Source organism: Rhizobium mulingense, assembly GCF_029194105.1.
Taxonomy (GTDB): Bacteria; Pseudomonadota; Alphaproteobacteria; order Rhizobiales; family Rhizobiaceae; genus Rhizobium; species Rhizobium mulingense.
The window spans coordinates 40,481-61,768 of record NZ_JARFVE010000005.1; the positions used below are offsets into that span (position 1 = coordinate 40,481).

Annotated in this window: 24 protein-coding genes and 1 pseudogene; 5 read left to right on the top strand and 20 right to left on the bottom strand. The window is 60.7% G+C overall.

All coding sequences use genetic code 11. From position 1 onward, the window contains the following. Nucleotides 1-25 precede the first annotated feature (25 nt). Nucleotides 26-346, top strand: coding sequence for a thioredoxin (trxA, locus tag PYR71_RS12885; protein ID WP_008528748.1), 321 nt, complete (start codon nucleotides 26-28; stop codon nucleotides 344-346). A 68-nt stretch (nucleotides 347-414) separates the two neighbouring features. Here the strand turns inward: trxA and PYR71_RS12890 are convergent, their stop codons facing one another. From PYR71_RS12890 to PYR71_RS12935, 10 genes and pseudogenes are all read right to left on the bottom strand, one after another. Beyond that, nucleotides 415-1,767 (bottom strand): bifunctional folylpolyglutamate synthase/dihydrofolate synthase, encoded by a 1,353-nt coding sequence (locus tag PYR71_RS12890; protein ID WP_183919568.1) that lies wholly within the window; start codon nucleotides 1,765-1,767, stop codon nucleotides 415-417. Between the two features lie 26 nt (nucleotides 1,768-1,793). Then, nucleotides 1,794-2,699 (bottom strand): acetyl-CoA carboxylase, carboxyltransferase subunit beta, encoded by a 906-nt coding sequence (gene accD / locus PYR71_RS12895; RefSeq protein ID WP_183919566.1) that lies wholly within the window; start codon nucleotides 2,697-2,699, stop codon nucleotides 1,794-1,796. Between the two features lie 39 nt (nucleotides 2,700-2,738). Beyond that, nucleotides 2,739-3,578, bottom strand: a complete 840-nt coding sequence (gene trpA / locus PYR71_RS12900; RefSeq protein ID WP_275619639.1) for a tryptophan synthase subunit alpha — start codon at nucleotides 3,576-3,578, stop codon at nucleotides 2,739-2,741. A gap of 3 nt (nucleotides 3,579-3,581) precedes the next feature. After that, on the bottom strand, nucleotides 3,582-4,802 hold the full coding sequence (gene trpB / locus PYR71_RS12905) for a tryptophan synthase subunit beta (RefSeq protein ID WP_275619640.1): 1,221 nt from the start codon (nucleotides 4,800-4,802) through the stop codon (nucleotides 3,582-3,584). Nucleotides 4,803-4,804: 2 nt separating this feature from the next. Next, complete coding sequence (locus PYR71_RS12910) at nucleotides 4,805-5,473, bottom strand: phosphoribosylanthranilate isomerase (protein WP_275619641.1); 669 nt, start codon at nucleotides 5,471-5,473, stop codon at nucleotides 4,805-4,807. Nucleotides 5,474-5,548: 75 nt separating this feature from the next. Beyond that, a complete protein-coding gene (locus PYR71_RS12915) occupies nucleotides 5,549-6,310 on the bottom strand; it encodes a M48 family metallopeptidase (protein WP_275619642.1) in 762 nt (253 codons plus the stop codon). 109 nt (nucleotides 6,311-6,419) lie between these two features. Next, entirely contained in the window at nucleotides 6,420-6,857 is a 438-nt protein-coding gene (locus PYR71_RS12920) for a DUF2852 domain-containing protein (protein WP_183919631.1), read from the bottom strand. A gap of 143 nt (nucleotides 6,858-7,000) precedes the next feature. After that, complete coding sequence (locus PYR71_RS12925; protein ID WP_275619643.1) at nucleotides 7,001-8,281, bottom strand: polyhydroxyalkanoate depolymerase; 1,281 nt, start codon at nucleotides 8,279-8,281, stop codon at nucleotides 7,001-7,003. 203 nt (nucleotides 8,282-8,484) lie between these two features. Next, a complete protein-coding gene (locus PYR71_RS12930) occupies nucleotides 8,485-9,327 on the bottom strand; it encodes a fumarylacetoacetate hydrolase family protein (protein ID WP_183919554.1) in 843 nt (280 codons plus the stop codon). Between the two features lie 132 nt (nucleotides 9,328-9,459). Continuing rightward, nucleotides 9,460-9,679, bottom strand: a pseudogene (locus tag PYR71_RS12935) (glutathione S-transferase family protein); the annotation flags it as partial. A 125-nt stretch (nucleotides 9,680-9,804) separates the two neighbouring features. Here PYR71_RS12935 and PYR71_RS12940 point away from each other — a divergent pair. Both PYR71_RS12940 and PYR71_RS12945 read left to right on the top strand, forming a co-directional pair. Beyond that, nucleotides 9,805-10,092, top strand: coding sequence for a DUF2218 domain-containing protein (locus PYR71_RS12940; protein WP_275619644.1), 288 nt, complete (start codon nucleotides 9,805-9,807; stop codon nucleotides 10,090-10,092). 33 nt (nucleotides 10,093-10,125) lie between these two features. Beyond that, nucleotides 10,126-10,725 (top strand): nitroreductase family protein, encoded by a 600-nt coding sequence (locus PYR71_RS12945; protein WP_275619645.1) that lies wholly within the window; start codon nucleotides 10,126-10,128, stop codon nucleotides 10,723-10,725. A 68-nt stretch (nucleotides 10,726-10,793) separates the two neighbouring features. Here PYR71_RS12945 and gyrB read toward each other — a convergent pair whose 3' ends face one another. From gyrB to PYR71_RS12970, 5 genes are all read right to left on the bottom strand, one after another. Beyond that, nucleotides 10,794-13,229: a DNA topoisomerase (ATP-hydrolyzing) subunit B gene (gyrB, locus tag PYR71_RS12950; protein ID WP_183919547.1), complete on the bottom strand. Its 2,436-nt coding sequence runs from the start codon at nucleotides 13,227-13,229 to the stop codon at nucleotides 10,794-10,796. A gap of 135 nt (nucleotides 13,230-13,364) precedes the next feature. After that, nucleotides 13,365-13,742, bottom strand: a complete 378-nt coding sequence (locus tag PYR71_RS12955) for a helix-turn-helix domain-containing protein (protein ID WP_275619646.1) — start codon at nucleotides 13,740-13,742, stop codon at nucleotides 13,365-13,367. After that, the gene (locus PYR71_RS12960; protein WP_275619647.1) at nucleotides 13,739-14,308 is read right to left on the bottom strand and encodes a Smr/MutS family protein; all 570 of its coding nucleotides are present in this window, start codon (nucleotides 14,306-14,308) and stop codon (nucleotides 13,739-13,741) included. Before PYR71_RS12960 ends, PYR71_RS12955 begins: the two co-directional genes overlap by 4 nt. Further along, nucleotides 14,308-15,450: a murein transglycosylase A gene (mltA, locus tag PYR71_RS12965; protein ID WP_275619648.1), complete on the bottom strand. Its 1,143-nt coding sequence runs from the start codon at nucleotides 15,448-15,450 to the stop codon at nucleotides 14,308-14,310. Before mltA ends, PYR71_RS12960 begins: the two co-directional genes overlap by 1 nt. Next, nucleotides 15,443-16,147: a Tim44/TimA family putative adaptor protein gene (locus tag PYR71_RS12970; RefSeq protein WP_275619649.1), complete on the bottom strand. Its 705-nt coding sequence runs from the start codon at nucleotides 16,145-16,147 to the stop codon at nucleotides 15,443-15,445. Before PYR71_RS12970 ends, mltA begins: the two co-directional genes overlap by 8 nt. Nucleotides 16,148-16,278: 131 nt before the next feature. Between PYR71_RS12970 and PYR71_RS12975 the strand changes: the two genes are divergently transcribed. Both PYR71_RS12975 and secB read left to right on the top strand, forming a co-directional pair. After that, the gene (locus PYR71_RS12975) at nucleotides 16,279-16,785 is read left to right on the top strand and encodes an FxsA family protein (RefSeq protein ID WP_312862820.1); all 507 of its coding nucleotides are present in this window, start codon (nucleotides 16,279-16,281) and stop codon (nucleotides 16,783-16,785) included. Between the two features lie 101 nt (nucleotides 16,786-16,886). Beyond that, complete coding sequence (gene secB, locus PYR71_RS12980; RefSeq protein WP_037115887.1) at nucleotides 16,887-17,369, top strand: protein-export chaperone SecB; 483 nt, start codon at nucleotides 16,887-16,889, stop codon at nucleotides 17,367-17,369. 51 nt (nucleotides 17,370-17,420) lie between these two features. Here secB and dnaQ read toward each other — a convergent pair whose 3' ends face one another. From dnaQ to PYR71_RS13005, 5 genes are read right to left on the bottom strand one after another with little or no spacing between them, the layout of a single operon-like run. Beyond that, complete coding sequence (dnaQ, locus tag PYR71_RS12985) at nucleotides 17,421-18,149, bottom strand: DNA polymerase III subunit epsilon (RefSeq protein WP_275619650.1); 729 nt, start codon at nucleotides 18,147-18,149, stop codon at nucleotides 17,421-17,423. Continuing rightward, on the bottom strand, nucleotides 18,142-18,753 hold the full coding sequence (coaE, locus tag PYR71_RS12990) for a dephospho-CoA kinase (RefSeq protein WP_183919536.1): 612 nt from the start codon (nucleotides 18,751-18,753) through the stop codon (nucleotides 18,142-18,144). The genes dnaQ and coaE overlap by 8 nt, the downstream gene beginning before the upstream one ends. Continuing rightward, on the bottom strand, nucleotides 18,753-19,610 hold the full coding sequence (locus PYR71_RS12995; protein WP_275619651.1) for a shikimate dehydrogenase: 858 nt from the start codon (nucleotides 19,608-19,610) through the stop codon (nucleotides 18,753-18,755). The genes coaE and PYR71_RS12995 overlap by 1 nt, the downstream gene beginning before the upstream one ends. Continuing rightward, nucleotides 19,603-20,202, bottom strand: coding sequence for a Maf-like protein (locus tag PYR71_RS13000; protein WP_183919532.1), 600 nt, complete (start codon nucleotides 20,200-20,202; stop codon nucleotides 19,603-19,605). The genes PYR71_RS12995 and PYR71_RS13000 overlap by 8 nt, the downstream gene beginning before the upstream one ends. Nucleotides 20,203-20,235: 33 nt before the next feature. Beyond that, nucleotides 20,236-21,057 carry a pyruvate, water dikinase regulatory protein gene (locus tag PYR71_RS13005; RefSeq protein ID WP_037115893.1) on the bottom strand — a complete coding sequence of 274 codons (822 nt, stop codon included), beginning with the start codon at nucleotides 21,055-21,057 and terminating at the stop codon, nucleotides 20,236-20,238. Nucleotides 21,058-21,288 lie beyond the last annotated feature (231 nt).

Sequence of the window (21,288 nt, forward strand, 5' to 3'; positions counted from 1 at the left end):
CCCAATTCCTCCAAAGGAGCAGCCCATGGCTACCGTGAAAGTCGATATCAATAACTTCCAGTCGGAAGTTCTGGAATCCGCAGAACCCGTCGTCGTCGATTTCTGGGCTGAATGGTGCGGACCGTGCAAAATGATTGCTCCGAGCCTCGAGGAAATCGCCGTCGAGATGGAAGGCAAGGTCAAGGTGGCCAAGCTGAATATCGACGAGAATCCTGAGCTTGCCGCGCAGTTCGGCGTGCGCTCCATTCCGACGCTTGCAATCTTCAAAGGCGGCGAAGTCGCTGATATCTCGGTCGGCGCCAAGCCGAAGACCGCGCTTTCGAACTGGATTTCGAACGCCGCTTGATTGATATATTCCGATTGTCAGATTGATGAAAAGCCCGGCTTCGACCGGGCTTTTTCAATGGGCAGCGCTCATTTCGGCGGCGTGCCGTTGTCGGAAAGTACGTCGCCGACAAGGTAGAGGGAACCGCCGACGAGGATGCGCGGCGGCAACGCCTGCGGATCGGTAACGGCCTTTATAGCTTCGAGCGCCTCGCCGACCGTCGACATCGGTTCGGCAACCAAACCGGCATCATAGGCAGCATTCGACAAGATCACCGGATCGATCATCGCATCGCTGCCCCGGATCGGCACGCAGAAAACCTTCTCGACCAGCCCGGCGAAGGCCTTGAAATAGCCGACCGGGTCCTTGGTGTTGATCATGCCGATGATCAGGAACAGCGGCCGAGACTGGCGTTCCTCGAAATTGGCCATGGCTTCGGCGATCACTTCGCCGGCACCGGGATTGTGCCCACCATCGACCCAGATTTCGGCGCCGGCCGGCGCATGCTGCAGCAGGCGGCCATCGCTGAGGCGCTGCAACCGGCCCGGCCATTCGACCGTATTCATCGCCTTCTCCATCATCGTCTCGGTGACGGTGAAGCCCGCGGCCTTGACGGCGCGAATGGCGGCAGCGGCATTGGCATATTGGTGCCGGCCGGGAAGGCGCGGCAGCGGCAGGTCGGCAAGGCCGTATTCGTCCTGATAGACGAGCCGGCCATATTCCTCGTGCGCCATGAAATCCTGCCCGAAAACGGCGCTCGGGCAATGCAGCCGCTCGGCCGTCGACATCAGCACCTCGAGCGCAGCATCATATTCCTGGTGGCCGATGACCACAGGCAATCCCGGCTTCATGATGCCGGCCTTTTCGGCTGCGATCAGCTCGACCCTGTCGCCGAGATAGGGCTGGTGATCGAGTGAGATCGGCATGATCACCGAGACGGCCGGATCGGAAATGACATTGGTGGCATCGAAGCGGCCGCCGAGACCGACTTCGATGATCGCCGCGTCGGCCGGCTGTTCGGAAAACAGAATGAAGGTAACCGCCGTCAGGATTTCGAAGACGGTAATGTGCTGGCCGGCATTGGCCTCGGCAACACGACGTACGGCATCTGCAAACACGGCATCATCGACGAGCTGCCCCCGTCCGCCGGCCACACCGATGCGATAACGCTCGTGCCAATTGACGAGATGCGGCGAGGTGTGAACATGGGCGCTGTAGCCGCCGGCCTCGAGCAGGGCACGGCAGAAAGCAGTGACCGAACCCTTGCCATTGGTGCCGGCGACGTGGATCACCGGTGGCAGTTTCCTGTGCGGGTTGCCGAGCACATCGAGAAGACGGGTGATGCGATCGAGGGACAGATCGAACCCCTTGGGATGCAATCCCATGAGCTTCTCTATCTCTTGCGCTGCCTCACTCACCGCGGTTTGGCCTCTGGGTATCAATTCGGCACCCGCCTGCTTGTCGGTTATCAGGCGCTCGCCGCCAGGGCGATGGCGCTGCCATTCACGTCATTGGCCGCCGAGACGGGCTTTTTCGTCAGGATCTTCAGCATGCGCGCCAGAGTTTCCGGAATATCGTGACGCTTGACGACCATGTCGACCATACCATGTTCCAGCAGATATTCGGAGGTCTGGAAGCCCTCCGGCAGCTTTTCGCGCAGCGTCTGCTCAATGACGCGCTTGCCGGCAAAGCCGATTTCGGCGCCGGGCTCGGCCAGATGAATATCACCGAGCATGGCATAGGAGGCAGTTACGCCACCGGTCGTCGGGTTGGTCAGCACGACGACATAGGGCTGGCCGGATTCCTTTAGCAAGTCGACGGCAACCGTCGTGCGCGGCAGCTGCATAAGGGAGAGAATGCCTTCCTGCATGCGCGCGCCGCCGGAGGCGGGGAACATAACCAGCGGGCACTTTTCCGAGGTCGCACGTTCGAACGCCTTGACGATCGCCTCGCCGGCGGCAATGCCGAGCGAGCCGCCGATAAAGTTGAACTCGTGCACGACGGCGACGAGCTTCAGCCCCCGCACCTTGCCGAGACCGGCGAGGATCGTGTCCTCCTGTTCGGTCTTCAACCGGCTGTCGCGCAGGCGATCGATATATTTCTTGGAATCGCGGAACTTCAGCGGATCCTGGGCGACCTTCGGCTGCGGCAGCGATTCGTATTCGCCGTTGTCGAAGAGATCGGCTAGCCGGGCCTTGGCCGGCATCTTCATGTGATAGCCGGACGCCGGAATGACCCATTTGTTGGATTCCAGGTCCTTGTGAAAAACCATCTCGCCCGTTTCCGGGCACTTGATCCAGAGGTTCTCCGGCACTTCGCGACGGCCCAGCATGGAATTGATCCGCGGGCGAACGTAGTTAGTGATCCAGTTCAACTCGAATACTCCTGATTGACGAGTGCCAATGTGGGAAAACTATTCGGCAGCAACAAGGCGCGCCGAACGGGTTCCCGATGAGAGGCCGCGCACCAGCGTTGCGACCGCCTGAACGGTATCGGCGGTCGCCTTGCCGTCCTTGGTCAAGCTGGTGGCGACCTGATTGACGATGGCGGTGCCGACGACGACGCCGTCGGCCGAGCCGCCGATGACTTTGGCATGTTCCGCCGTCTTGACGCCGAAGCCGACGCAAACGGGCAGCGCGGTATGCTGCTTGATGCGCTGGACAGCGCCGGAAACCAGCGACGGATCGGGCAGCGCTGAGCCGGTGATGCCGTTCATCGAGACATAGTAGACGAAGCCCGAGGTGTTTTTCAGCACGGCAGGCAGGCGCTTCTCGTCGGTGGTCGGTGTTGCCAGGCGGATGAAATTGATGCCCTTGCGGATCGCCGGAATGCAGAGTTCGTCATCCATCTCGGGCGGCAGGTCGACGACGATCAAGCCGTCGATGCCGGCGGCGAGCGCATCATCGAGGAACTTTTCGACGCCGTAGATGTAGATCGGATTGTAATAGCCCATCATCACGATCGGCGTCGCATCGTCGGTCTTCCGGAAATCGGCCGCCAGCTGCAGCGTCTTCTTCAGCGTCTGGCCGCCTTTCAGCGCACGCTGACCGGCTAGCTGGATCGCCGGGCCGTCGGCCATCGGATCGGAAAAGGGCATCCCGAGTTCGATGATGTCGGACCCTGCCTCCGGCAGTGCCTTCATGATGCCGAGAGAGGTGTCGTAATCAGGATCGCCGCCCATGAAATAGGTTACGAGCGCCGGACGGCCCTCGGCCCTCAGCTCGGCGAAGCGTTTGTCCATGCGTGCGGTCATGTCTTACAGTCCCATTCCCAGAATCTTGCCGACGGTGAAGATATCCTTGTCGCCGCGGCCGGAGAGATTCATCAGGATGATCTCGTCTTTGCCCATCGTCGGCGCGCGCTTGATCACTTCGGCAATCGCATGCGCGGCCTCGAGCGCCGGGATGATGCCTTCAAGGCGGGTCAAGGTCTGGAAGGCTTCGAGCGCCTCGTGATCCATAATTGGCACATAGTCGACACGGCCGATATCACTGAGCCAGGAATGTTCCGGACCGATGCCGGGATAATCGAGACCGGCCGAAATCGAATGGCCTTCCTTGATCTGTCCGTCGCCGTCCTGCAGCAGATAGGTGCGGTTGCCGTGCAGCACGCCGGGCGAACCGGCGGTGATCGACGCGCAATGTTCGTCCCCCTGCAGGCCCCTGCCCCCGGCTTCGACGCCGACGATCTTGACGGAGGAATCGTCGAGGAAGGGGTGGAAGATGCCGATGGCGTTCGAACCGCCGCCGACGGCCGCGACGACGAGATCGGGAAGGCGGCCTTCGGCTGCCAGCATCTGGTCTTTTGCTTCCGTGCCGATCACCGACTGGAAATCGCGGACCATCTCCGGATAGGGGTGCGGACCGGCCGCCGTGCCGATCAGATAATAGGTGTCCTCGACATTGGTCACCCAATCTCTGAGCGCCTCGTTCATGGCGTCCTTCAGCGTACCGCTGCCGGCAGTCACCGGTTTGACTTCGGCGCCGAGCAGCTTCATGCGAAAAACGTTCGGCGCCTGACGTTCGACGTCGGTGGCGCCCATATAGACGACGCAGGGAAGGCCGAAGCGGGCGGCAACGGTGGCGGAGGCGACACCGTGCTGGCCGGCGCCGGTCTCGGCGATGATCCGCGTCTTGCCCATTCGCTTGGCGAGCAGGATCTGGCCGATGCAATTGTTGATCTTGTGCGAACCGGTGTGGTTTAGCTCCTCGCGCTTGAAGTAAATCTTCGCGCCGCCGAGTTCGGCCGTCAGCCGTTCGGCAAAATAAAGCGGGCTCGGGCGGCCGATGTAGTGCGCGCCGAGATGCTTCAATTCGGCCTGAAAGACCGGATCGGTCTTCGCCTTGTTCCACTCGTCCTGCAGGTCGAGGATCAACGGCATCAATGTTTCGGCAACGAAACGACCGCCAAAAATGCCGAAGCGGCCATCTTCATCGGGGCCGGAACGGAAGGAATTCGGTTTAGGCGTCTCGTTCACTCTCAACTCCCTGGGGCCATGACAGGCGCATCCGCCTTTTCGACCGCGTCGAAAAATTCATCGATCAATGCAACGCTTTTCACGCCGGGCTCGGTTTCGACACCCGAGGAGACGTCGATACCACGCGCCTTGGTGCTTGCCAGCGCATCCGCGACATTGTTCTTGTTCAGGCCGCCGGAAAGCATGTAGTCGATGCTCTCGTCGATCCAACCGAGAAGGCTCCAGTCGAAGGAAATACCATTACCACCCGGCAGTTCGGAACCCTTCGGCGCTTTCGCATCGAACAGGAAACGGTCGGCGATGCCGATATAGGCCTCGACCCGCTTCAGATCGTCGGCCGTGCGCACCGAAAAGACCTTCATGACTGGCAGGCCATAGAGCGCCTTTATGGTCAGCACATGTTCGGGGCTTTCGCTGCCATGGAGCTGCAGGATATCCGGCTTCAGCAGCGAGACGATCTCGTCCAGCTCGTCGTTGGTGGGATCGACGACGACGGCGACGATCTTCGCCTTGCCACGCGCCGGCTCGGCAAGTTTTGCCGCGAGGTCCGGCTCGATGTAGCGCGGGCTTTTTTCGAAGAAGATAAAACCGATATGGGTCGCACCGCGTTTCAGCGCGCGATCGACAGCTTCCGGCGTCTTCAAGCCACAGATTTTGATATCCGGTTTCATGGCAGCGAAGTGACACGAAATGCGGAAAGAGTCGAGCCAATTTGCATGCAAAGCTGTATTTAGCGGGGCTTTCGGCTAATCAAAATCAATGGCGTGCAGCTGGCTGCCATGCCGCTTCAGCCAGGCTTTCGCCTCCTCCATGCCGGGACAAAGCTTGCGGCAAAGGGCCCAGAAGTGCGGACCGTGGTTCATTTCCTTGAGGTGGGCAACCTCATGAGCGGCAAGATAATCGATCACCGCAGGCGGCGCCATGACGATCCGCCAGGAAAAACTCAAATTTCCCTCCGACGAGCAGGAACCCCAGCGGCTGCGGGTATCCTTCAGCGCGATCGAGCGGATCGGCGCCCGGATGGTTGCGGCATGCATCGCCGCGAGTTTCTCGAGATCGGTGCGCGCCTCCTTCTTGAGAAAGGCCGCAAGACGCCGTCCCAGATGCTCCGGCATGCCGCTGACGCGCAGGACCGGCTCATCCCCCGCCGCGGAGACCACCTCCGTCAATCCGCGCAGGCTGCCGGAATGCTCGATCCGATGGGCAACCCCGCGCAAGAGGATCTTGCCGCCATCGCGCAGGCCGCCATCGGTCGAGAATTTGGCGAGCTTAGTGAGCAGCCAGCCCTGGTGACGATCAAGGAAGGCATTCACCTCGCGCGGTGCAAGCCCTTTCGGAACCGTCATCTTCAAGGCCCGGCCGCCCGGCTCGATGCGCAGCGTAATGCGCGTCGCCTGTTCATGATGCTTAATGGTGAGAGGCATCAGCCGGCCGGCGACATCAAGCGTCCGCATTTCGGGCGGAGCCGGCTTGCGCGCCTTTGGCCGTGTTTTCAGAAGCGGAAACATGGGTGTTTTCTATACGATTCGCCGGCGAATCTAAACGATTGCCCGGCGGGCAGACATGGAAAAACCGGCATCGGTCAAGATGCCGGTCATCGCTTCATCACTCAACTGCTCACGGCGTCTGAAATTCCGCGACCGGGCCGCCGTTATCGTCGCGCTTGGCATTCTTGCGGTCACGCATGAAACGGTCGAACTCTTCCTGGTCCTTGGCGCGGCGGAGTTCACGCAGATACTCATCGAATTCCTTGCGCATTTCGTCCAGCTTGCGGCGCTCTTCCTCGATCCGGTCGAGTTCGGCCTTACGCCAGTCGTCGAAGGCGACGTTGCCGGTCGAGAAATGCGGGCGGTGATGGCCATGCGAACGGCGGCAGGAGGCAAAGAAGCCGTCGGTCGCCTGGTTTACGTCGCGCTTGAAGCCGCGCAGACGCTCGCCGAAGATGATGTAGGCAAGCATGGCCAGACCCAGAGGCCAGAAAACCATGAAGCCGAGAATCATCAGGGCAATGGTAGCCGGAGTCCAATCCGGTCGAAGCAATGCTGACTGGTTCATCGTGCGGTATCCTCGCGTTCTGCGCCCGGCAAGATGCCGGACGCTGAAATCGATGTGGTTACCGTAATAGCAGGCTTCAAGACGATTGCCCGCGAAATCGGACAAGCCGTTGAATCCATTTTTCTAATTCAGTTTGCCCTGATTTACGCCGTCCGGCCGCCCTTGATGACGCGCGGCAACGGGCGGCGCTTGACCGCGGCACGCGAATGCTGGCGGACAAAATTGACGATGCGCGGCGCGATCTCGCGGCGGAAACGCGAGCCATTGAAAACACCGTAATGGCCGACGTCCGGCTGGAGGTAATGCATGCGCATATCTTCGGGAATGTTCACGCAGATGGTCTGCGCCGCCTTGGTCTGGCCGACGCCCGAGATGTCGTCATTCTCGCCTTCAACAGTCAGAAGCGCGACGTTGCGGATCGCCGCGGCATCGACGCGTTTGCCGCGATGCATCAATTCGCCCTTAGGGAGCGAATGCTTCATGAAGACCTGCTCGACTGTCTGCAGGTAGAATTCGGCCGTCAAATCCATCACTGCCAGATATTCGTCGTAGAAATCGCGATGTTTTTCCGGTTCGCCGTCGTTCTTCACGAGGTGCATGAAGAATTCCTTGTGGGCGACGAGGTGCCGGTCGAGATTCATCGACATGAAGCCCGAAAGCTGCAGGAATCCCGGATAGACAGGCCGCATGAAGCCCGGCTGCGGCCAGGGCACATTCATGATCACATTATCGGAAAACCACTGCAGCGATCGTTCCTGGGCGAGCTTGTTGACGGCGGTCGGATTGATGCGAGTATCGATCGGGCCGCCCATCAGCGTCATCGAGGATGGCGAGAGCGGATCGTTGGCTTCCTCCATCACCGCAACTGCGACCAGCACCGGGACGGAGGGCTGACAGACCGCGATCACATGCGTGTCGTGACCGAGAAAATGCAGCATCTCGATGATGTAGTCGACATAATCGTCGAAATCGAACCTGCCTTCCGTCATCGGCACCATACGGGCGTCGATCCAATCGGTGATGTAAACATCGGCGCTCGGCAGCAGCGCCTCGACCGTGCCGCGCAGCAGCGTCGCATAGTGACCGGACATCGGCGCCACGATCAGGATGCGGGGGTCGCCGGCGTGGCCGGGCGGAACGTTCCGCGCGAAATGAAGCAGATTGCAGAAGGAGCGCGACCAGACGACCTCTTCACGGACGGAAACCGTCTGGTCGCCGACCGTCGTCTGCTTCAATCCAAATTCCGGCTTGCCGTAGCGGCGTGTCGTGCGCTCGAACATTTCGAGGCTTGCCGCAATCGTGCGGCCGAACGGCGTGTGGGCAAATGGGTTCAGCGGATTGGCATAGGCAAAACGCATGATATCCGCCGCGGCGCGAAACGGTGCCATGGCAGCATGATTCAATTCATAAAGCTGATAAAACATACAAGGCGCCGCCTTTCTTTATCGAAAAGATGACGTCGATTGATAGACATCGAGTCTTTCCGCACGCTGGCACGTAACGCAGACTAACAGGTTTTTGTTGCGCAGCAACATGGGCGTGCCGAACCTGCACAGGAAATGCCAGAGTGTTGATCTCTGGCATCACCATAAAACTGAAAGCTTAAGCTTCAGCGCAGTTAGCATCGTTAACGATCGGCGACGAAGCTCTGCTTCTGGCTGCCGAGGCCTTCGATGCCGAGCTCTACGACATCGCCATCCCGAAGATAGCGCGGCGGCTTCATGCCCATGCCCACACCGGGCGGCGTGCCTGTCGAGATGACGTCGCCCGGATGCAACGACATGAACTGGCTTAGATAGGAAACAATGTGGGCGACGCCGTAGACCATCGTCCTCGAGGAGCCGTTCTGCATCGTCTGGCCGTTGACTTTCAACCACATGCCGAGGTTCTGCGGGTCGGCAATCTCGTCCTTGGTAACAAGCCAGGGGCCGATCGGTCCGAAGGTGTCGCACGATTTGCCCTTGGTCCACTGGCCCGCCCGTTCCGTCTGGAAGGCGCGTTCGGAAACGTCGTGCGATACGCAGTAACCGGCGACGTAGTCGAGCGCGTCGGCTTCGCTGACATATTTCGCGGTCTTGCCGATGACGACGCCGAGCTCGACTTCCCAATCGGTTTTTTCCGAACCGCGCGGGATAAGAACGGTGTCGTTCGGGCCTGTTATGGCCGACGTCGCCTTCATGAAGATCACCGGTTCCGGTGGTACCGTGGCGCCGGTTTCGGCGGCGTGGTCGGAGAAATTGAGGCCGATGCAGATGAATTTGCCGGTGCCGGCAACACAGGCGCCGATGCGGCCGGCGCCGAGTTCGGGAAGGCTGTTGGGGTCGATCGCGGCGATCTTTGCAAGGCCCGCCGGCGAGATTGCCTCGCCGCCGATATCGGCGACATGACCGGAGAGATCGCGGATTTTGCCATCGGCATCGAGAAGTGCCGGTTTTTCCCGACCTGCTTCGCCAACACGCATCAGCTTCATGGAATTCCTCCTCATCAAAAACGAAGTTGCGATCACCTATGAACGAATTATTCATCGGTGTCATTACGGCTTTGCCGGGAAGTGGTACGGCCTTCAGAAAATTTCTGACAGGTCAGAGCCCGGGTGGAACGATCTTCGTCGGAGCGATGCTTTCGAGGCCCAAGGCGATATAGGCGATATAGAGATGGTAACGGTCGGGCTCGGCTTCGAAGCCGCCCTTGCCCGTCGGTGCCGCGCTGCAGTCCGGCGTCACCCCGTTTCGGATGCTGGCGACCTGTCTGACGAAGCCACCATTTTTGTCTTTTGCCTGAACGGGACCCCAATCTTCCGTCCATTTTCCATTTACCAGCATGCGCGCCCTCGGATCTATGTAATGAAGACAGTCCGTCCCACCCGACTGCGACGACGACACGCTTGCCAAGCTGGCGAGGCAGGAAATATGACTTTGCTGCAGTCCAAGATGAGACGGAGTTTGACATGCACCACCTCTCCAAGGCAACGGTGCGCACCGAGCATGCAAGCCGCTACCTGCAGCAGCTCTGCAAGCACTGGAGCCACAAGTTCAGCGTAGATTTCGATCCACACAAGGGCCGGGTGCCGTTCAGCGATACGGCGGAGGTGACTTTTGCCGCCGACGACGCGGGCCTGACTCTCACGCTTTCCGTTGCCGATCACGCGCAGCAGGCAAGGATGCAGGGCGTCATCAACGATCATTTGAAGCGCTTCGCTTTCCGCGAGGAACTCGACATCGTCTGGACCGACTAGCCTCACCCCGATTTCATGTCCCCAGGAAAAAGCATGACGAAAAGCAATAGCCGCGAATCCCAATATCCGATCGATCCGATGTTTCTCGACCGCTGGTCGCCGCGCGCCTTCACCGGCGAAATCATCGAGGAGGCACAGCTTCTCAGCCTGCTCGACGCCGCCCACTGGGCGCCGTCTTCTTCGAACCAGCAGCCCTGGCGCTTCGTCTATGCCCTGAAAGGTTCGGAACATTGGGAGAAATTCGTCGCTTTGCTCGTCGATGCCAATCAGGAATGGGCGAAGAATGCGTCAGCGCTGATCTTCGTCGTGTCGCGCAGCTTCACCGGAGTTGCCGGTTCCGGCGAGGAAAAGCCGAGCTACACGCATTCCTTTGATGCCGGCGCGGCATGGGGTCACTTGGCGCTGCAGGCGCGCCTCTCCGGTTTCTACGCCCATGGCATGGGCGGCATCAAACACGAAGACATCATGAAGACCTTCGGCATTCCCGATGGGTACAGGGTCGAGGCGGGTGTCGCCATCGGCCGCCTGGCCGATAAAGGCGTCCTCTCCGAACGCAACCAGGCGCGCGAATTCCCTAGCCAGCGCAAGCCGCTCTCCGAAGTTGCCTTCAACGGCCGTTTCGTCGCGAATTGAGCGAAACCGGACAAACAAAAGGCCCCGCGGTTCGAGGACAGCGGGGCCTTTTGCTGAGAAAATATTGATCAGATATCCAGGTTTGCGACGCTCAGCGCGTTGTCCTGGATGAATTCGCGCCGCGGTTCGACTTCGTCACCCATCAGCCGGGCGAAGAGGCCGTCGGCATCGGTGGCGTCGTTGACTTTGACCTGCAGCAGCGAACGGACGTTCGGATCAAGCGTCGTTTCCCAGAGCTGTTCGGCGTTCATTTCGCCAAGCCCCTTGTAGCGCTGCATAGTGAGGCCCTTTCGGCCGCTGGCGAAGATCGCGTCAAGCAGGGCGCGCGGCCCCGAAATCTCGATGTCGCCTTCGCGCCGATGCAACGACGGCGGCGTCTGATAGATTTCCTTGAGACGCGACGTCAGCTGATCGATGTGCCGGGCGTCCGAGGAGCCGATCAGCGCCATGTCGAGCACGACGATTTCCTTGACACCGCGGACCATTCGCTCGAGGCGCAGGCCGCCATCGCTGGTCAGATCGCCCTGCCAGCCGCGCTCGGTTTCCTCGGCGATGATGTCGAGCCGGCTTGCGACTTCGCTCGCCAATGCCTGGGCTCTCGCCTGGTCACTGACGAGTTCAGCGTTGAGGGCGCCGGCAATTGCCGCCTGTTCGACGACGGCGCGATTGTAGCGCGAATGAAGATTGTCGAGCAGAGTGCGCATCCGCAGCGCATCAAGGATGACCTCGCGCAGATCCTGGCCGGTACGGACCTCGCCGCTGCCGAGCCTCAGCGCCGCATCTTCCAGACCCTGGGCGATCAGATATTCCTCGAGCGCCTTCTCATCCTTCAGATACTGCACCGACTTGCCCCGCGCGACCTTATAGAGCGGCGGCTGGGCGATGTAGAGGTGGCCGCGCTCGATCAGCTCCGGCATCTGGCGGAAGAAGAAGGTGAGCAGAAGGGTGCGGATATGGGCGCCGTCGACGTCGGCGTCCGTCATGATGATGATCTTGTGATAACGCAGTTTTTCGGCGTTGAATTCGTCCTTGCCAATGCCGGTTCCGAGTGCCGTGATCAGCGTGCCGATTTCCTGGCTCGACAGCATCTTGTCGAAACGGGCGCGCTCGACGTTGAGGATCTTGCCGCGCAGCGGCAGGATCGCCTGGTTTTCGCGCGAGCGGCCCTGCTTGGCCGAGCCGCCGGCGGAATCACCCTCGACCAGGAAAACTTCGGATTTTGCCGGATCGCGCTCGGAGCAGTCGGCAAGCTTGCCGGGCAGCGAGGCGATATCGAGGGCACCCTTGCGGCGGGTCAATTCGCGGGCCTTGCGGGCCGCTTCGCGCGCCGCTGCCGCCTCGACGACCTTGCCGACGAGGATCTTGGCTTCACTCGGATGCTCTTCGAACCAGGTGCTCAGCGCCTCGTTGACCAGACTTTCGACAACCGGACGGACTTCCGAGGAAACGAGCTTGTCCTTCGTCTGCGAGGAGAATTTCGGATCAGGCACCTTGACCGACAGGACCGCCGTCAGACCTTCGCGGCAATCTTCGCCCTGCAGCGTCACCTTTTCCTTTTTGGTGATGCCGGAATTGTCGGCATAGGAAACCACCTGGCGCGTCAAGGCCGCACGGAAGCCGGCCATGTGCGTGCCGCCGTCGCGCTGGGGAATATTGTTGGTGAAGCAGAGCACGTTCTCGTGATAGCTGTCGTTCCACCACATCGCCACTTCGACGGTGATGCCGTCCTTTTCGCCGCGGATGGCGACCGGCTTGTCGACGAGCGGCTTCTTGGCGCGATCGAGATAGGCGACGAAGGCCTCGAGGCCGCCATCATAGCGCATCTCTTCCTGCTTGATATCGGAATGACGCTTGTCGCTCAGCAGGATCCGCACGCCGGAATTCAGGAAGGCGAGTTCGCGCAGGCGATGCTCCAGCGTGCCGTAGTCGAATTCCGTCATGGTGAAGGTTTCGCTGCTCGGCATGAAGCTCACTTCCGTGCCGGTCACATCCGGGGCGTCGCCCGTGACTTTCAGCGGCGCATCGGCGACGCCATGGGTGAAGCTCATTTCATGGATCTTGCCATGGCGGCGGATCTTCAGCTTCAGCCAGACGGAAAGCGCATTGACGACGGAAACGCCGACGCCGTGCAGACCGCCGGAGACCTTGTAGGAATTCTGGTCGAATTTACCGCCGGCATGCAGCTGCGTCATGATCACTTCGGCGGCCGACACGCCTTCGCCGGTGTGGATGTCGGTCGGGATGCCGCGGCCGTTATCGGTCACCGTCACCGAACCATCCGGATTGAGGCTGACGGTGACGATGTCGGCATGGCCGGCCAGCGCTTCGTCGATCGCGTTGTCAACGACTTCATAGACCATGTGATGCAGGCCGGATCCGTCGTCGGTATCGCCGATATACATGCCGGGGCGTTTGCGCACGGCATCGAGGCCCTTCAGGACCTTGATGGAATCTGCGCCATATTCGGTGCTTACGCCGTTTTCCGTCGCGGATGTATCGCTCATTCTGTCGAGATTTTCCCTGTTGTCGTAAAGCGGCGGCGCGCCTTGCGAATCACCGGCTTTCTTCACCCTCGTATATAGGTTTTTTGAGCCCGGTTCCCAATGGCAAGTCCCCTGAGCAAGCCATAAAACAGGGGATTATGACGCTTTTCCGTCGCCTTTGCCGCCATTTTCGAGAAGAGCCGATAACCGGGTGATCTCGGCGCTGTCAAGCTCGCGGATCCGCCGGGCCAGCCGGTTGGCAAATTCGGTATATTCCGGCGGCAGGCCCGAGGTGTCGATGACGACCCGCGGGTCGGAAGAACGGGCGAGCAGGAACAGTTCCTCGGCCTCGTCCCAGATGATGTTGAAATAGCCGGCGATGCGCTGCAGCAGATCGAATGTCGGCAGACCGCGCTTGCCATGCTCGAGCGCCGAGAGGTAGGCGGGGGAGACGTTCAGCGCTTCCGCCATCTCCTTCTGCGAGACGCCCTTGCGCGCCCTCAGCCGGCGAACCGCCTCGCCGAAGGGAGTCATGGCCGTTCCCCATGCCGCCGCGCCAGGCGAATATAGAGCGCGCCCTCGCCGCCATGATGCTGTGCGGCCGGCTCATAGGAAGAAATCAGGTAACGGAATTCCGGCTTCGAGAACCAGAGCGGCACGGCTCGCTTCAGCGCACCGGCGCTGCCCATCGAACTGCCCTTGCCGGTGATGACAAGCACGTGGCGCACGCCGCGCTCATGGGCGCGGATCAGAAAATCGAGAAGGATTACATGGGCCTCGCTTTGCACCAAGCCGTGCAGGTCGATGCGCGCTTCCAGCGCCAGCCGGCCCTTGGCGATCTTGCGCTTGACCGGCTTTTCCAGCGGATGATGCACCCCAGCCGGCCGTTTCGACGCCGACGGCGTTGCCGGCTGTTCCGGCGTGAATGAGGCAGGCCGCTGCTTTTCGGCCTTCTCCCGTTCGGCCGCCGCTTCCGTCTCGGCAAGAAAGGTATCGAGTTCGCTCAGCTCACCTGCCTTGCCGGGCATCGGCCGCGTGCTGCGGGCAACCTTGCCCCAGAGGATCCTTTCATCGGCGCTGAGCTTGCGATCCCTAACCATCAGTCGAATCGTCCGGCGGCGGCATTGGGAATGAGGATGGCAAAATCGGCGTCGTTGCGGACGGTGCCCGCACTTTCTCCCGCCATATACCCCGAGCCGGTGAAGATATCGCCGCGAACCGGCCCGACGATCGCCGAGCCGGTATCGAGCGCCAACATCAGCCGGCGGAAAGGTCTGCCTTGATCGAGATGGGTGAGGCTTTCGGCGCGGATGAAAAAGGGAAAGCCGAAGGTATGGATCAGCCGGTCGACGGCCAGCGAGCGGCCGGCGAGGAGCGGCACCTTGGCGGCGGCGATCGGACCGACCTCAGGATCGGCGGTTCGCAAGCAGATAGCCCGCGAGGGCGCTTCCCGGAAGAAAATATAGGAGCGGTTATGCCATAGCACTTCATCCACCCGCTCGGGATTGCGCGCCAGCCAGGCGCGGATCGACTGCATCGAAATCTCGGCTCGGTCGATTTCTCCGCACTCGATCAGCAGTTTGCCGATCGCCGAGAAGGGATGGCCGGCCTTTGCTGCGTAGGTGATGCGCCCGATCCGGCCATTTCTGTAGCGCAGCCGGGCGGCGCCCTGCACATGGACGAAGAAGACATCAACCTTCGACTTCGCCCAGGCGATTTCAAGGCCGCGGCCTTCGAGGAAACCCTGGTCGATCGCGCGGCGATCCGGATAGGCGCCGATGCGGCCGTCATCATGGCGGCGGCCGAAGGCATAGGCGTCGTCCAGTTCGGCCGGGCGATTGCCATCGTCGAGATCGATGAGATCGTCCGGACGGCGATAGAAGGGAAAACGAAAAACGTCATCCGGCCTTTCTGACACCTCGATCTCGGGCTCATAGAAGGCAGTGACGAAGCCAGGATTGCCGTCCTTGCGGCGGATCAGGAATGGCCGGCAGTGTGTTTCGAAAAAGCCGCGTGCCGATGCAGGAGAGGACGGTGTGAAATCTTCGGCGGCGATCAGAAGCGGAAGCAAATCCTCCGAGCTCAGGCCGAGCGAGCCGGCGCGGTAAGGTTTGACATCGGTGATCTGGCGCCGACAGCATCGCATGACTTCAAAAAGGCCGGAGGGATCATCATCCTTCCAGCCTTCCAAAGTGTCGAAGCTTATAGCCTGCAGGACGAAGTCCGATGCGTGGTCACTCATGTTCCGATTCGGTCGCCACAAGTTTCCAGTTCGGATCGCGCGAGCGGGTATCGCGGGCGAAGGTCCAGAAGTCATTGACCTCGGCGACGTTCTCGGCATCGCCTTCTATCAGCGCATCCGCCTTGTCGTAAGTGGCCGATATCAGCTGGCTGACGATGCGCACGGTGATCTGCGCTTCGCTGCCCTTCGTCTCGGCATGGGTGATTTCGGCCTTGTCGATGCCAACGAAGGTGGACTTCACTTTCTCACCGCGGGCTTCGCGCTCGCCAATCGCCGCATCGAAGCCGTCATAGACTTCGCGGGACAGCAGGTTCTTCAGCGTTTTCCGGTCGCCGTCGGCATAGGCCATCACGATCATCTCATAGGCCATGCGGGCGCCGTTCAGAAACTCCTTTGGACTGAAGGAGGGATCGGCCTTGTTCAAGGCGCGCAGCGATTCGTTGAGCGGCGTTCCAGGTGCGGCAACGGCGTCGATGGCGGAGAAGCGATCCTCATCCTCGGCCGTCGCATCACGCCGCGGCAGCGTCACGACCTTGCCGGCATCGGCAGCTTCAGCAGGCGCCGCGTCCCGCGGCGTATAGAGATCGCGCGGCGGCTTCTCGTTTCCCGTGCGGCGGCCGAGTACGGAGCGGAGCTGAAAGAAAATCAGCACCGCCGCCACCAGGAAGAATAATGTGATGAAGTCGTTCGAACTCATATCGTATCGCTACCGCCGTTAACATCTCTGATTTGTACTCCCATATAGTCCGCCTATACAGATGATTCAAATGATGGCTGGCATCTTCGCCGGCGCCAAGAGGAGACCGGCCAGTCCGGGACATGACGACCATGCGTTTTTCAATCCTGCCGGCTTTCATTCTGTTGCTGCCGCTTGGCGAAATTGCCGGTTTCGTCGTCGTCGGCCGGGCGCTCGGCTTGGCGCTGACACTTGCGCTCGTCGTAGCGAGCTTTGTTTTCGGCGTGGTCCTGCTGCGTCGGCAGGGCGTCGGTATCCTGCGCCGCATGTCGAGCGAAGGACGAAACGGCGTGATGCCCGGCAGCGATCTGCTGAAGCCGGCGATGAACGTCATCGCCGCGCTGCTTCTGATCATTCCCGGCTTCCTCACCGATATCATCGCCATCCTTATTCTCATTCCGCCGGTGCGCGATCTCGTCTGGCGCTCGATCGCCAAGCGGTTCGTCGTCGTCAACGCCCAGCACGGCTTTTCCGCCGGCCCGAAGCCGGATTTCCGCGACGGCAACCGGAATTCGAAGGTGGTGGATCTCGACGAGGAGGATTATCATAGGCGGCCGGACCGCAACTCGCCGTGGTCCGGCAAACATCTCAGTGATTGAGGTGGTTCGACCGAGCAACGGCGCCCAGCGCCCAGGGTTGTAAGCCCCTCCCCGAAATGTTAGATGGCGGCACCATTCCCATGCCCTTCGAGGAAAAGCCAATGGCAGACGACAACAACAGCAACGGTGCGACCAACCCCACCCTTTCGATCCTTGCGCAATATACTAAGGATCTGTCCTTCGAGAATCCGGGTGCGCCGCGTTCGCTGCAGGCGCGCGACAAGGCGCCGACGATCAACATCAATGTGAACGTCAACGCCAATCCTCTTTCCGACACGGATTTCGATGTCGTGCTGTCGCTGAATGCCGAGGCCAAGGACGATGACAAAACGGTGTTCCACACCGAACTCGTCTATGGCGGGGTCTTCCGCGTTGCCGGCTTCCCGCAGGAGCACATGCTGCCGGTTCTCTTCATCGAATGCCCGCGCATGCTCTTCCCCTTCGCCCGTCAGATCATCGCCGACGTGACCCGCAACGGCGGCTTTCCGCCGCTGATGATCGACCCGATCGACTTCACGCAGATGTTCGCCCAGCGCGTTGCCGAAGAGCAGGCCCGCGCCAAGGTTCAGGCCGTTCCGAACTGATCGAATTCCTTCGTTCCGACGTGCGGATGCCCGGGCAACTCCCGGGCATTTTCAATTCGACGCCGCGCTGCCGAATTTCGACCAGATGCCTTTTTCGCCGAGCTTGGCGACCAGCGCCTCATGCGCCTGCGCTTCGGCCTGGCTGAGGCGGGGTGCAAGCGGGCGGGGCCGCTCAAGCACCGCTGCTATCACGCCATCATCTTCCATTGCCATTTCGCCGCGCGCCGCCTGGCCGGATTGACCCGATAGGCCGAGGCCAAGGGCCGCCTGCCGGCCGCCGATCATTTCGATATAGACTTCGGCCAGCAGTTCAGAGTCGAGAAGTGCGCCGTGTTTGGCGCGGTGCGAATTGTCGACGCCGTAACGCCGGCAAAGCGCGTCGAGCGAATTTGGTCCCATCGGATGTTTGCGCCGCGCCATGGACAGCGTATCGACCACCCTTTCCGGCAGGATCGGCGGCAAACCGATCCGCGCGAATTCAGCATTGATGAAGCCCATGTCGAAAGTAGCGTTATGGGCGATCCATTTCGCATCGCCGAAAAAGGCGAGAATTTCCTCGGCGACCTCGGCGAAGGCTTTCTTGTCCTTCAGGAATTCGTCGGTAATGCCGTGCACGGCGAGCGCATCCGGATGGACCTTCTGATCTCCTGGATTGATGTAGATATGAAGCGTGTTGCCGGTCGGGAAGTGATTGAAGAGTTCGATGCCGCCGATTTCGATGATGCGGTCCATCCGGTTGTCGAGGCCGGTGGTTTCCGTATCGAAAATGATCTCACGCATTCCGGAAATCTCCCTTGGCAATTCGCATTTTCAGATCGGCGACGATCTCAAGCACCCGTTCCCTCGTCTGCTCAATGCTGTGACTGGTGTCGATCAGGTAATCGGCACGGCGCCGTTTTTCTGCATCCGGCGTCTGGCGAGAGAGAATCATGTCGAATTTTTCCTCGGTCATGTCTTCGCGCGCAAGCACCCTCTGACGCTGAATCTGTGGATCGGTGCTGACGACGACGATGACATCCACCCTTTCCCAGGCGCCGGTTTCGAAAAGCAGCGGGATATCGAGCAGAACCATCTCGGCGCCGGCGGCGCGGTGGCGTGCCAGAAATTCCGTTTCGCGCTTGCGGACCAGCGGGTGAACGATTGCTTCCAGCCGCTTGAAGCCGTCGGGATCGAGTGCCAGCTGGCGACCGAGTTCGTGCCGGTCGACCACGCCCTCCTTCATCGTGCCGGGAAAGGCGACATCCACCAGCGGTGCAGCTTCGCCGGCATAGAGATCGTGGACCACGGCATCCGAATCGTTCAGCGGGATCCCGGCCTCGGCAAAGAGCTTGCCGGCCGTCGACTTTCCCATTCCGATCGAGCCGGTCAATCCGATCGTCAGCATCAATGTGCTTCCATATCCGCAATAATCAGCGCACGCAGTGCGGCGTCGACGACGGGGCGCTTGCCGAACCATTTCTCGAAGCCCGGCACGGCCTGATGCAGCAGCATGCCGAGGCCATCGACGATCGCAAAGCCCTGCTCTTGCGCCTGCGCCAGAATCGGCGTCTTCAGCGGCACATAGACGATATCGGTGACGACGGCGTCGGCGGCAAGAGGGGTGAAATCGAGCTGCGGCGCCGCCTCGCCATCCATGCCGAGCGACGTGGTGTTGATAAAGAGGCCAGCACCTTTCATCACCCCAGCAAGGGCCCCGGCCGGATGAGCCTGAACCTTCGAGCCAAAACGGTCGGCCAGTTCGCGGGCCCGTTCGACCGTACGGTTGACGACGTGGATCGTCTTGAAGCCGCGGTCGCGAACCGCCTGGATGATGGCCCGGCTGGCGCCGCCGGCGCCGAAGATCACCGCCGTGTCATGCCGGTCCCAGCCCGGATGGCGTTCGTCAAGATTGGCAGTGAAGCCGCGGCCGTCGGTATTTGTCGCGTGAAGAAGGCCATCCTCCAGCCACAGCGTGTTCGACGCGCCGAGTTCGTGCGACAGCGCGTCCGGCCTGTCGGCGAGGCGGAAGGCCAACTCCTTGTGGGGAATGGTGACATTGCCGCCGATAAAGCCGGAACTGCCGTCCTTCAGCGAAGCGATGAAATCGGCAAAGGCTTCCGGTGCGACTTCGTGAGCGCGGTAGCTGCCTGGCAGGCCGAGGGTCTTCAACCAATATCCGTGGATCAACGGCGAGCGCGAATGCCTGACCGGAAAGCCGGTGACAAACGCTTTCGGCCCGAATGTTTCACGTGAATCACCCATCGATCGCTCCGAATTCGCGCAATTTCTTCAGAAGCGGCAGCATCGGCAGGCCGAGAATGGTGAAATAATCACCTTCGATTTTCTCGAAGAGCTGAATGCCCTGCCCCTCCAATTGATAGGCGCCGACGCTCGAAAGCGCTCCGTCGCCGACCCGCGCCAGATGCCCGGCAATGAAATCCGTCGTCAGCGGCCGCATCGTCAGCTCCGCATGGGCCAAATGTTCCCACAGGACCACGCCATTGGTGACGATGGCGACGGCGCTGTTCAATCGATGCGTTTTTCCCGACAGGGCGTGAAGATGGCTCGCCGCGTCGGCCATGTCCTTCGGCTTGTGGAAGACGCGGTCGCCGAGCGACATCGTCTGATCCGAACCGATAACCAGGCTGTCTGAAAAACGGCGGCTGACATCCTCGGCCTTGGCCCTGGCGAGGGCGAGGGCAACGGCATCCGGCGTCGCGCCGGCTTTTTCCAACGGCGCTTCCAGCGCCCTTTCATCGATCCTTGCGGCATGCGCCTCGAAAGATAGACCGGCATTTTCCATCAGCATCCGGCGAAACGGGCTCGACGATGCAAGGATGATGTTTGTTGTCATAGGCTCCTCGGAGTGCCGGCTTTGCGTCAGCGCTTAGCGCAGCTTCGGGCGCAGGGCAACGATTGCCGCGGCGGTTTCCTCGATCGAGCGGCGGGTCACGTCGATCAGCGGCCAGTTGTGACGGGCGCAAAGCGAGCGGGCATATTTCAGCTCCTCGGAGATCGCGGCGCGATCGGTATAGTGTTCGCGATCGAAGCCCTGGGTCGCTCCGAGGATGCGGTTTTCCCTCACCTGGGAGATGCGGTCGGTGGTGGCGATCAGGCACACGATCAGGGGTTTGGTCGCGACAAGTAGGCTCTCGGGCAATGGCACGCCGTAGACGATCGGAATGTTGGCCGTCTTGATGCCGCGATTGGCGAGATAGATGCTTGTCGGTGTCTTCGATGTCCGGCTGATGCCGATGATGACGACATCGGCATCGTTGTAATCGTCCGGCATCTGGCCGTCGTCGTGATCCATGGTGAAATTCAGCGCTTCGATGCGGGCGAAGTAGCCGGCATTCATCACATGCTGGGCTCCGACCCGGCGACGCGACGGAGCGCCGAGATAGATCTGGAACGCATTCATGACCGGCTCCAGCACATTGACCGAAGCGACGCCCATTTCGGTGCAGCGCTCGTCGATTAGGCTCGCCAGTTCCCGGTCGACGATGGTGTAGAGCACGATGCCGGGCGCATCGTCGATTGCCTGCAGAACCGGCAGCAGCTGCTTGCGATTGCGGATCAGCGGATAGACGTGCTCGATCGGCTGAGCGGATCGGAACTGCGCCGAGGCGGCGCGGCCGGCGGAGATCAGAGTCTCTCCCGTCGAGTCAGAAATCAGATGCAGATGAAAGAAGTTCGTTCTGTTCTCCACGCTATTTTCCGCTGCCTGTTGAAAACACTGGATGATGGAGAGCTAAGGCGGTGAGGCTGCCTCGGGCAAGGGAAAACATGCCGCCTTATCCACATTTCGAATTTTGCGGACCTGTTTTGTCAGGTCCTGTGGAGGATGGGGACGAAATCGGTTTGTCGAAGAAAGCTCCACAACTTATCCACAGGAAGGAGAAAATTGGCTTCCCAGTAAAGTTTTGGAATCATTCTCCGA

What these genes read in the sequence shown, in the direction of transcription:
- PYR71_RS13000 (WP_183919532.1), bottom strand. Translation starts at nt 20,202, where the DNA reads ATGACAACAAACATCATCCTTGCATCGTCGAGCCCGTTTCGCCGGATG.
- dnaQ (WP_275619650.1), bottom strand. Translation starts at nt 18,149, where the DNA reads ATGCGTGAGATCATTTTCGATACGGAAACCACCGGCCTCGACAACCGG.
- mltA (WP_275619648.1), bottom strand. Translation starts at nt 15,450, where the DNA reads ATGAGTGACCACGCATCGGACTTCGTCCTGCAGGCTATAAGCTTCGAC.
- secB (WP_037115887.1), top strand. Translation starts at nt 16,887, where the DNA reads ATGGCAGACGACAACAACAGCAACGGTGCGACCAACCCCACCCTTTCG.
- PYR71_RS12995 (WP_275619651.1), bottom strand. Translation starts at nt 19,610, where the DNA reads ATGGGTGATTCACGTGAAACATTCGGGCCGAAAGCGTTTGTCACCGGC.
- PYR71_RS12945 (WP_275619645.1), top strand. Translation starts at nt 10,126, where the DNA reads ATGACGAAAAGCAATAGCCGCGAATCCCAATATCCGATCGATCCGATG.
- PYR71_RS12970 (WP_275619649.1), bottom strand. Translation starts at nt 16,147, where the DNA reads ATGAGTTCGAACGACTTCATCACATTATTCTTCCTGGTGGCGGCGGTG.
- PYR71_RS12920 (WP_183919631.1), bottom strand. Translation starts at nt 6,857, where the DNA reads ATGAACCAGTCAGCATTGCTTCGACCGGATTGGACTCCGGCTACCATT.
- trpA (WP_275619639.1), bottom strand. Translation starts at nt 3,578, where the DNA reads ATGACCGCACGCATGGACAAACGCTTCGCCGAGCTGAGGGCCGAGGGC.
- gyrB (WP_183919547.1), bottom strand. Translation starts at nt 13,229, where the DNA reads ATGAGCGATACATCCGCGACGGAAAACGGCGTAAGCACCGAATATGGC.
- PYR71_RS12910 (WP_275619641.1), bottom strand. Translation starts at nt 5,473, where the DNA reads ATGAAACCGGATATCAAAATCTGTGGCTTGAAGACGCCGGAAGCTGTC.
- PYR71_RS12975 (WP_312862820.1), top strand. Translation starts at nt 16,279, where the DNA reads ATGCGTTTTTCAATCCTGCCGGCTTTCATTCTGTTGCTGCCGCTTGGC.
- PYR71_RS12915 (WP_275619642.1), bottom strand. Translation starts at nt 6,310, where the DNA reads ATGTTTCCGCTTCTGAAAACACGGCCAAAGGCGCGCAAGCCGGCTCCG.
- trxA (WP_008528748.1), top strand. Translation starts at nt 26, where the DNA reads ATGGCTACCGTGAAAGTCGATATCAATAACTTCCAGTCGGAAGTTCTG.
- PYR71_RS12940 (WP_275619644.1), top strand. Translation starts at nt 9,805, where the DNA reads ATGCACCACCTCTCCAAGGCAACGGTGCGCACCGAGCATGCAAGCCGC.
- PYR71_RS12955 (WP_275619646.1), bottom strand. Translation starts at nt 13,742, where the DNA reads ATGACTCCCTTCGGCGAGGCGGTTCGCCGGCTGAGGGCGCGCAAGGGC.
- PYR71_RS12930 (WP_183919554.1), bottom strand. Translation starts at nt 9,327, where the DNA reads ATGAAGCTGATGCGTGTTGGCGAAGCAGGTCGGGAAAAACCGGCACTT.
- coaE (WP_183919536.1), bottom strand. Translation starts at nt 18,753, where the DNA reads ATGCTGACGATCGGATTGACCGGCTCGATCGGAATGGGAAAGTCGACG.
- PYR71_RS12960 (WP_275619647.1), bottom strand. Translation starts at nt 14,308, where the DNA reads ATGGTTAGGGATCGCAAGCTCAGCGCCGATGAAAGGATCCTCTGGGGC.
- PYR71_RS12925 (WP_275619643.1), bottom strand. Translation starts at nt 8,281, where the DNA reads ATGTTTTATCAGCTTTATGAATTGAATCATGCTGCCATGGCACCGTTT.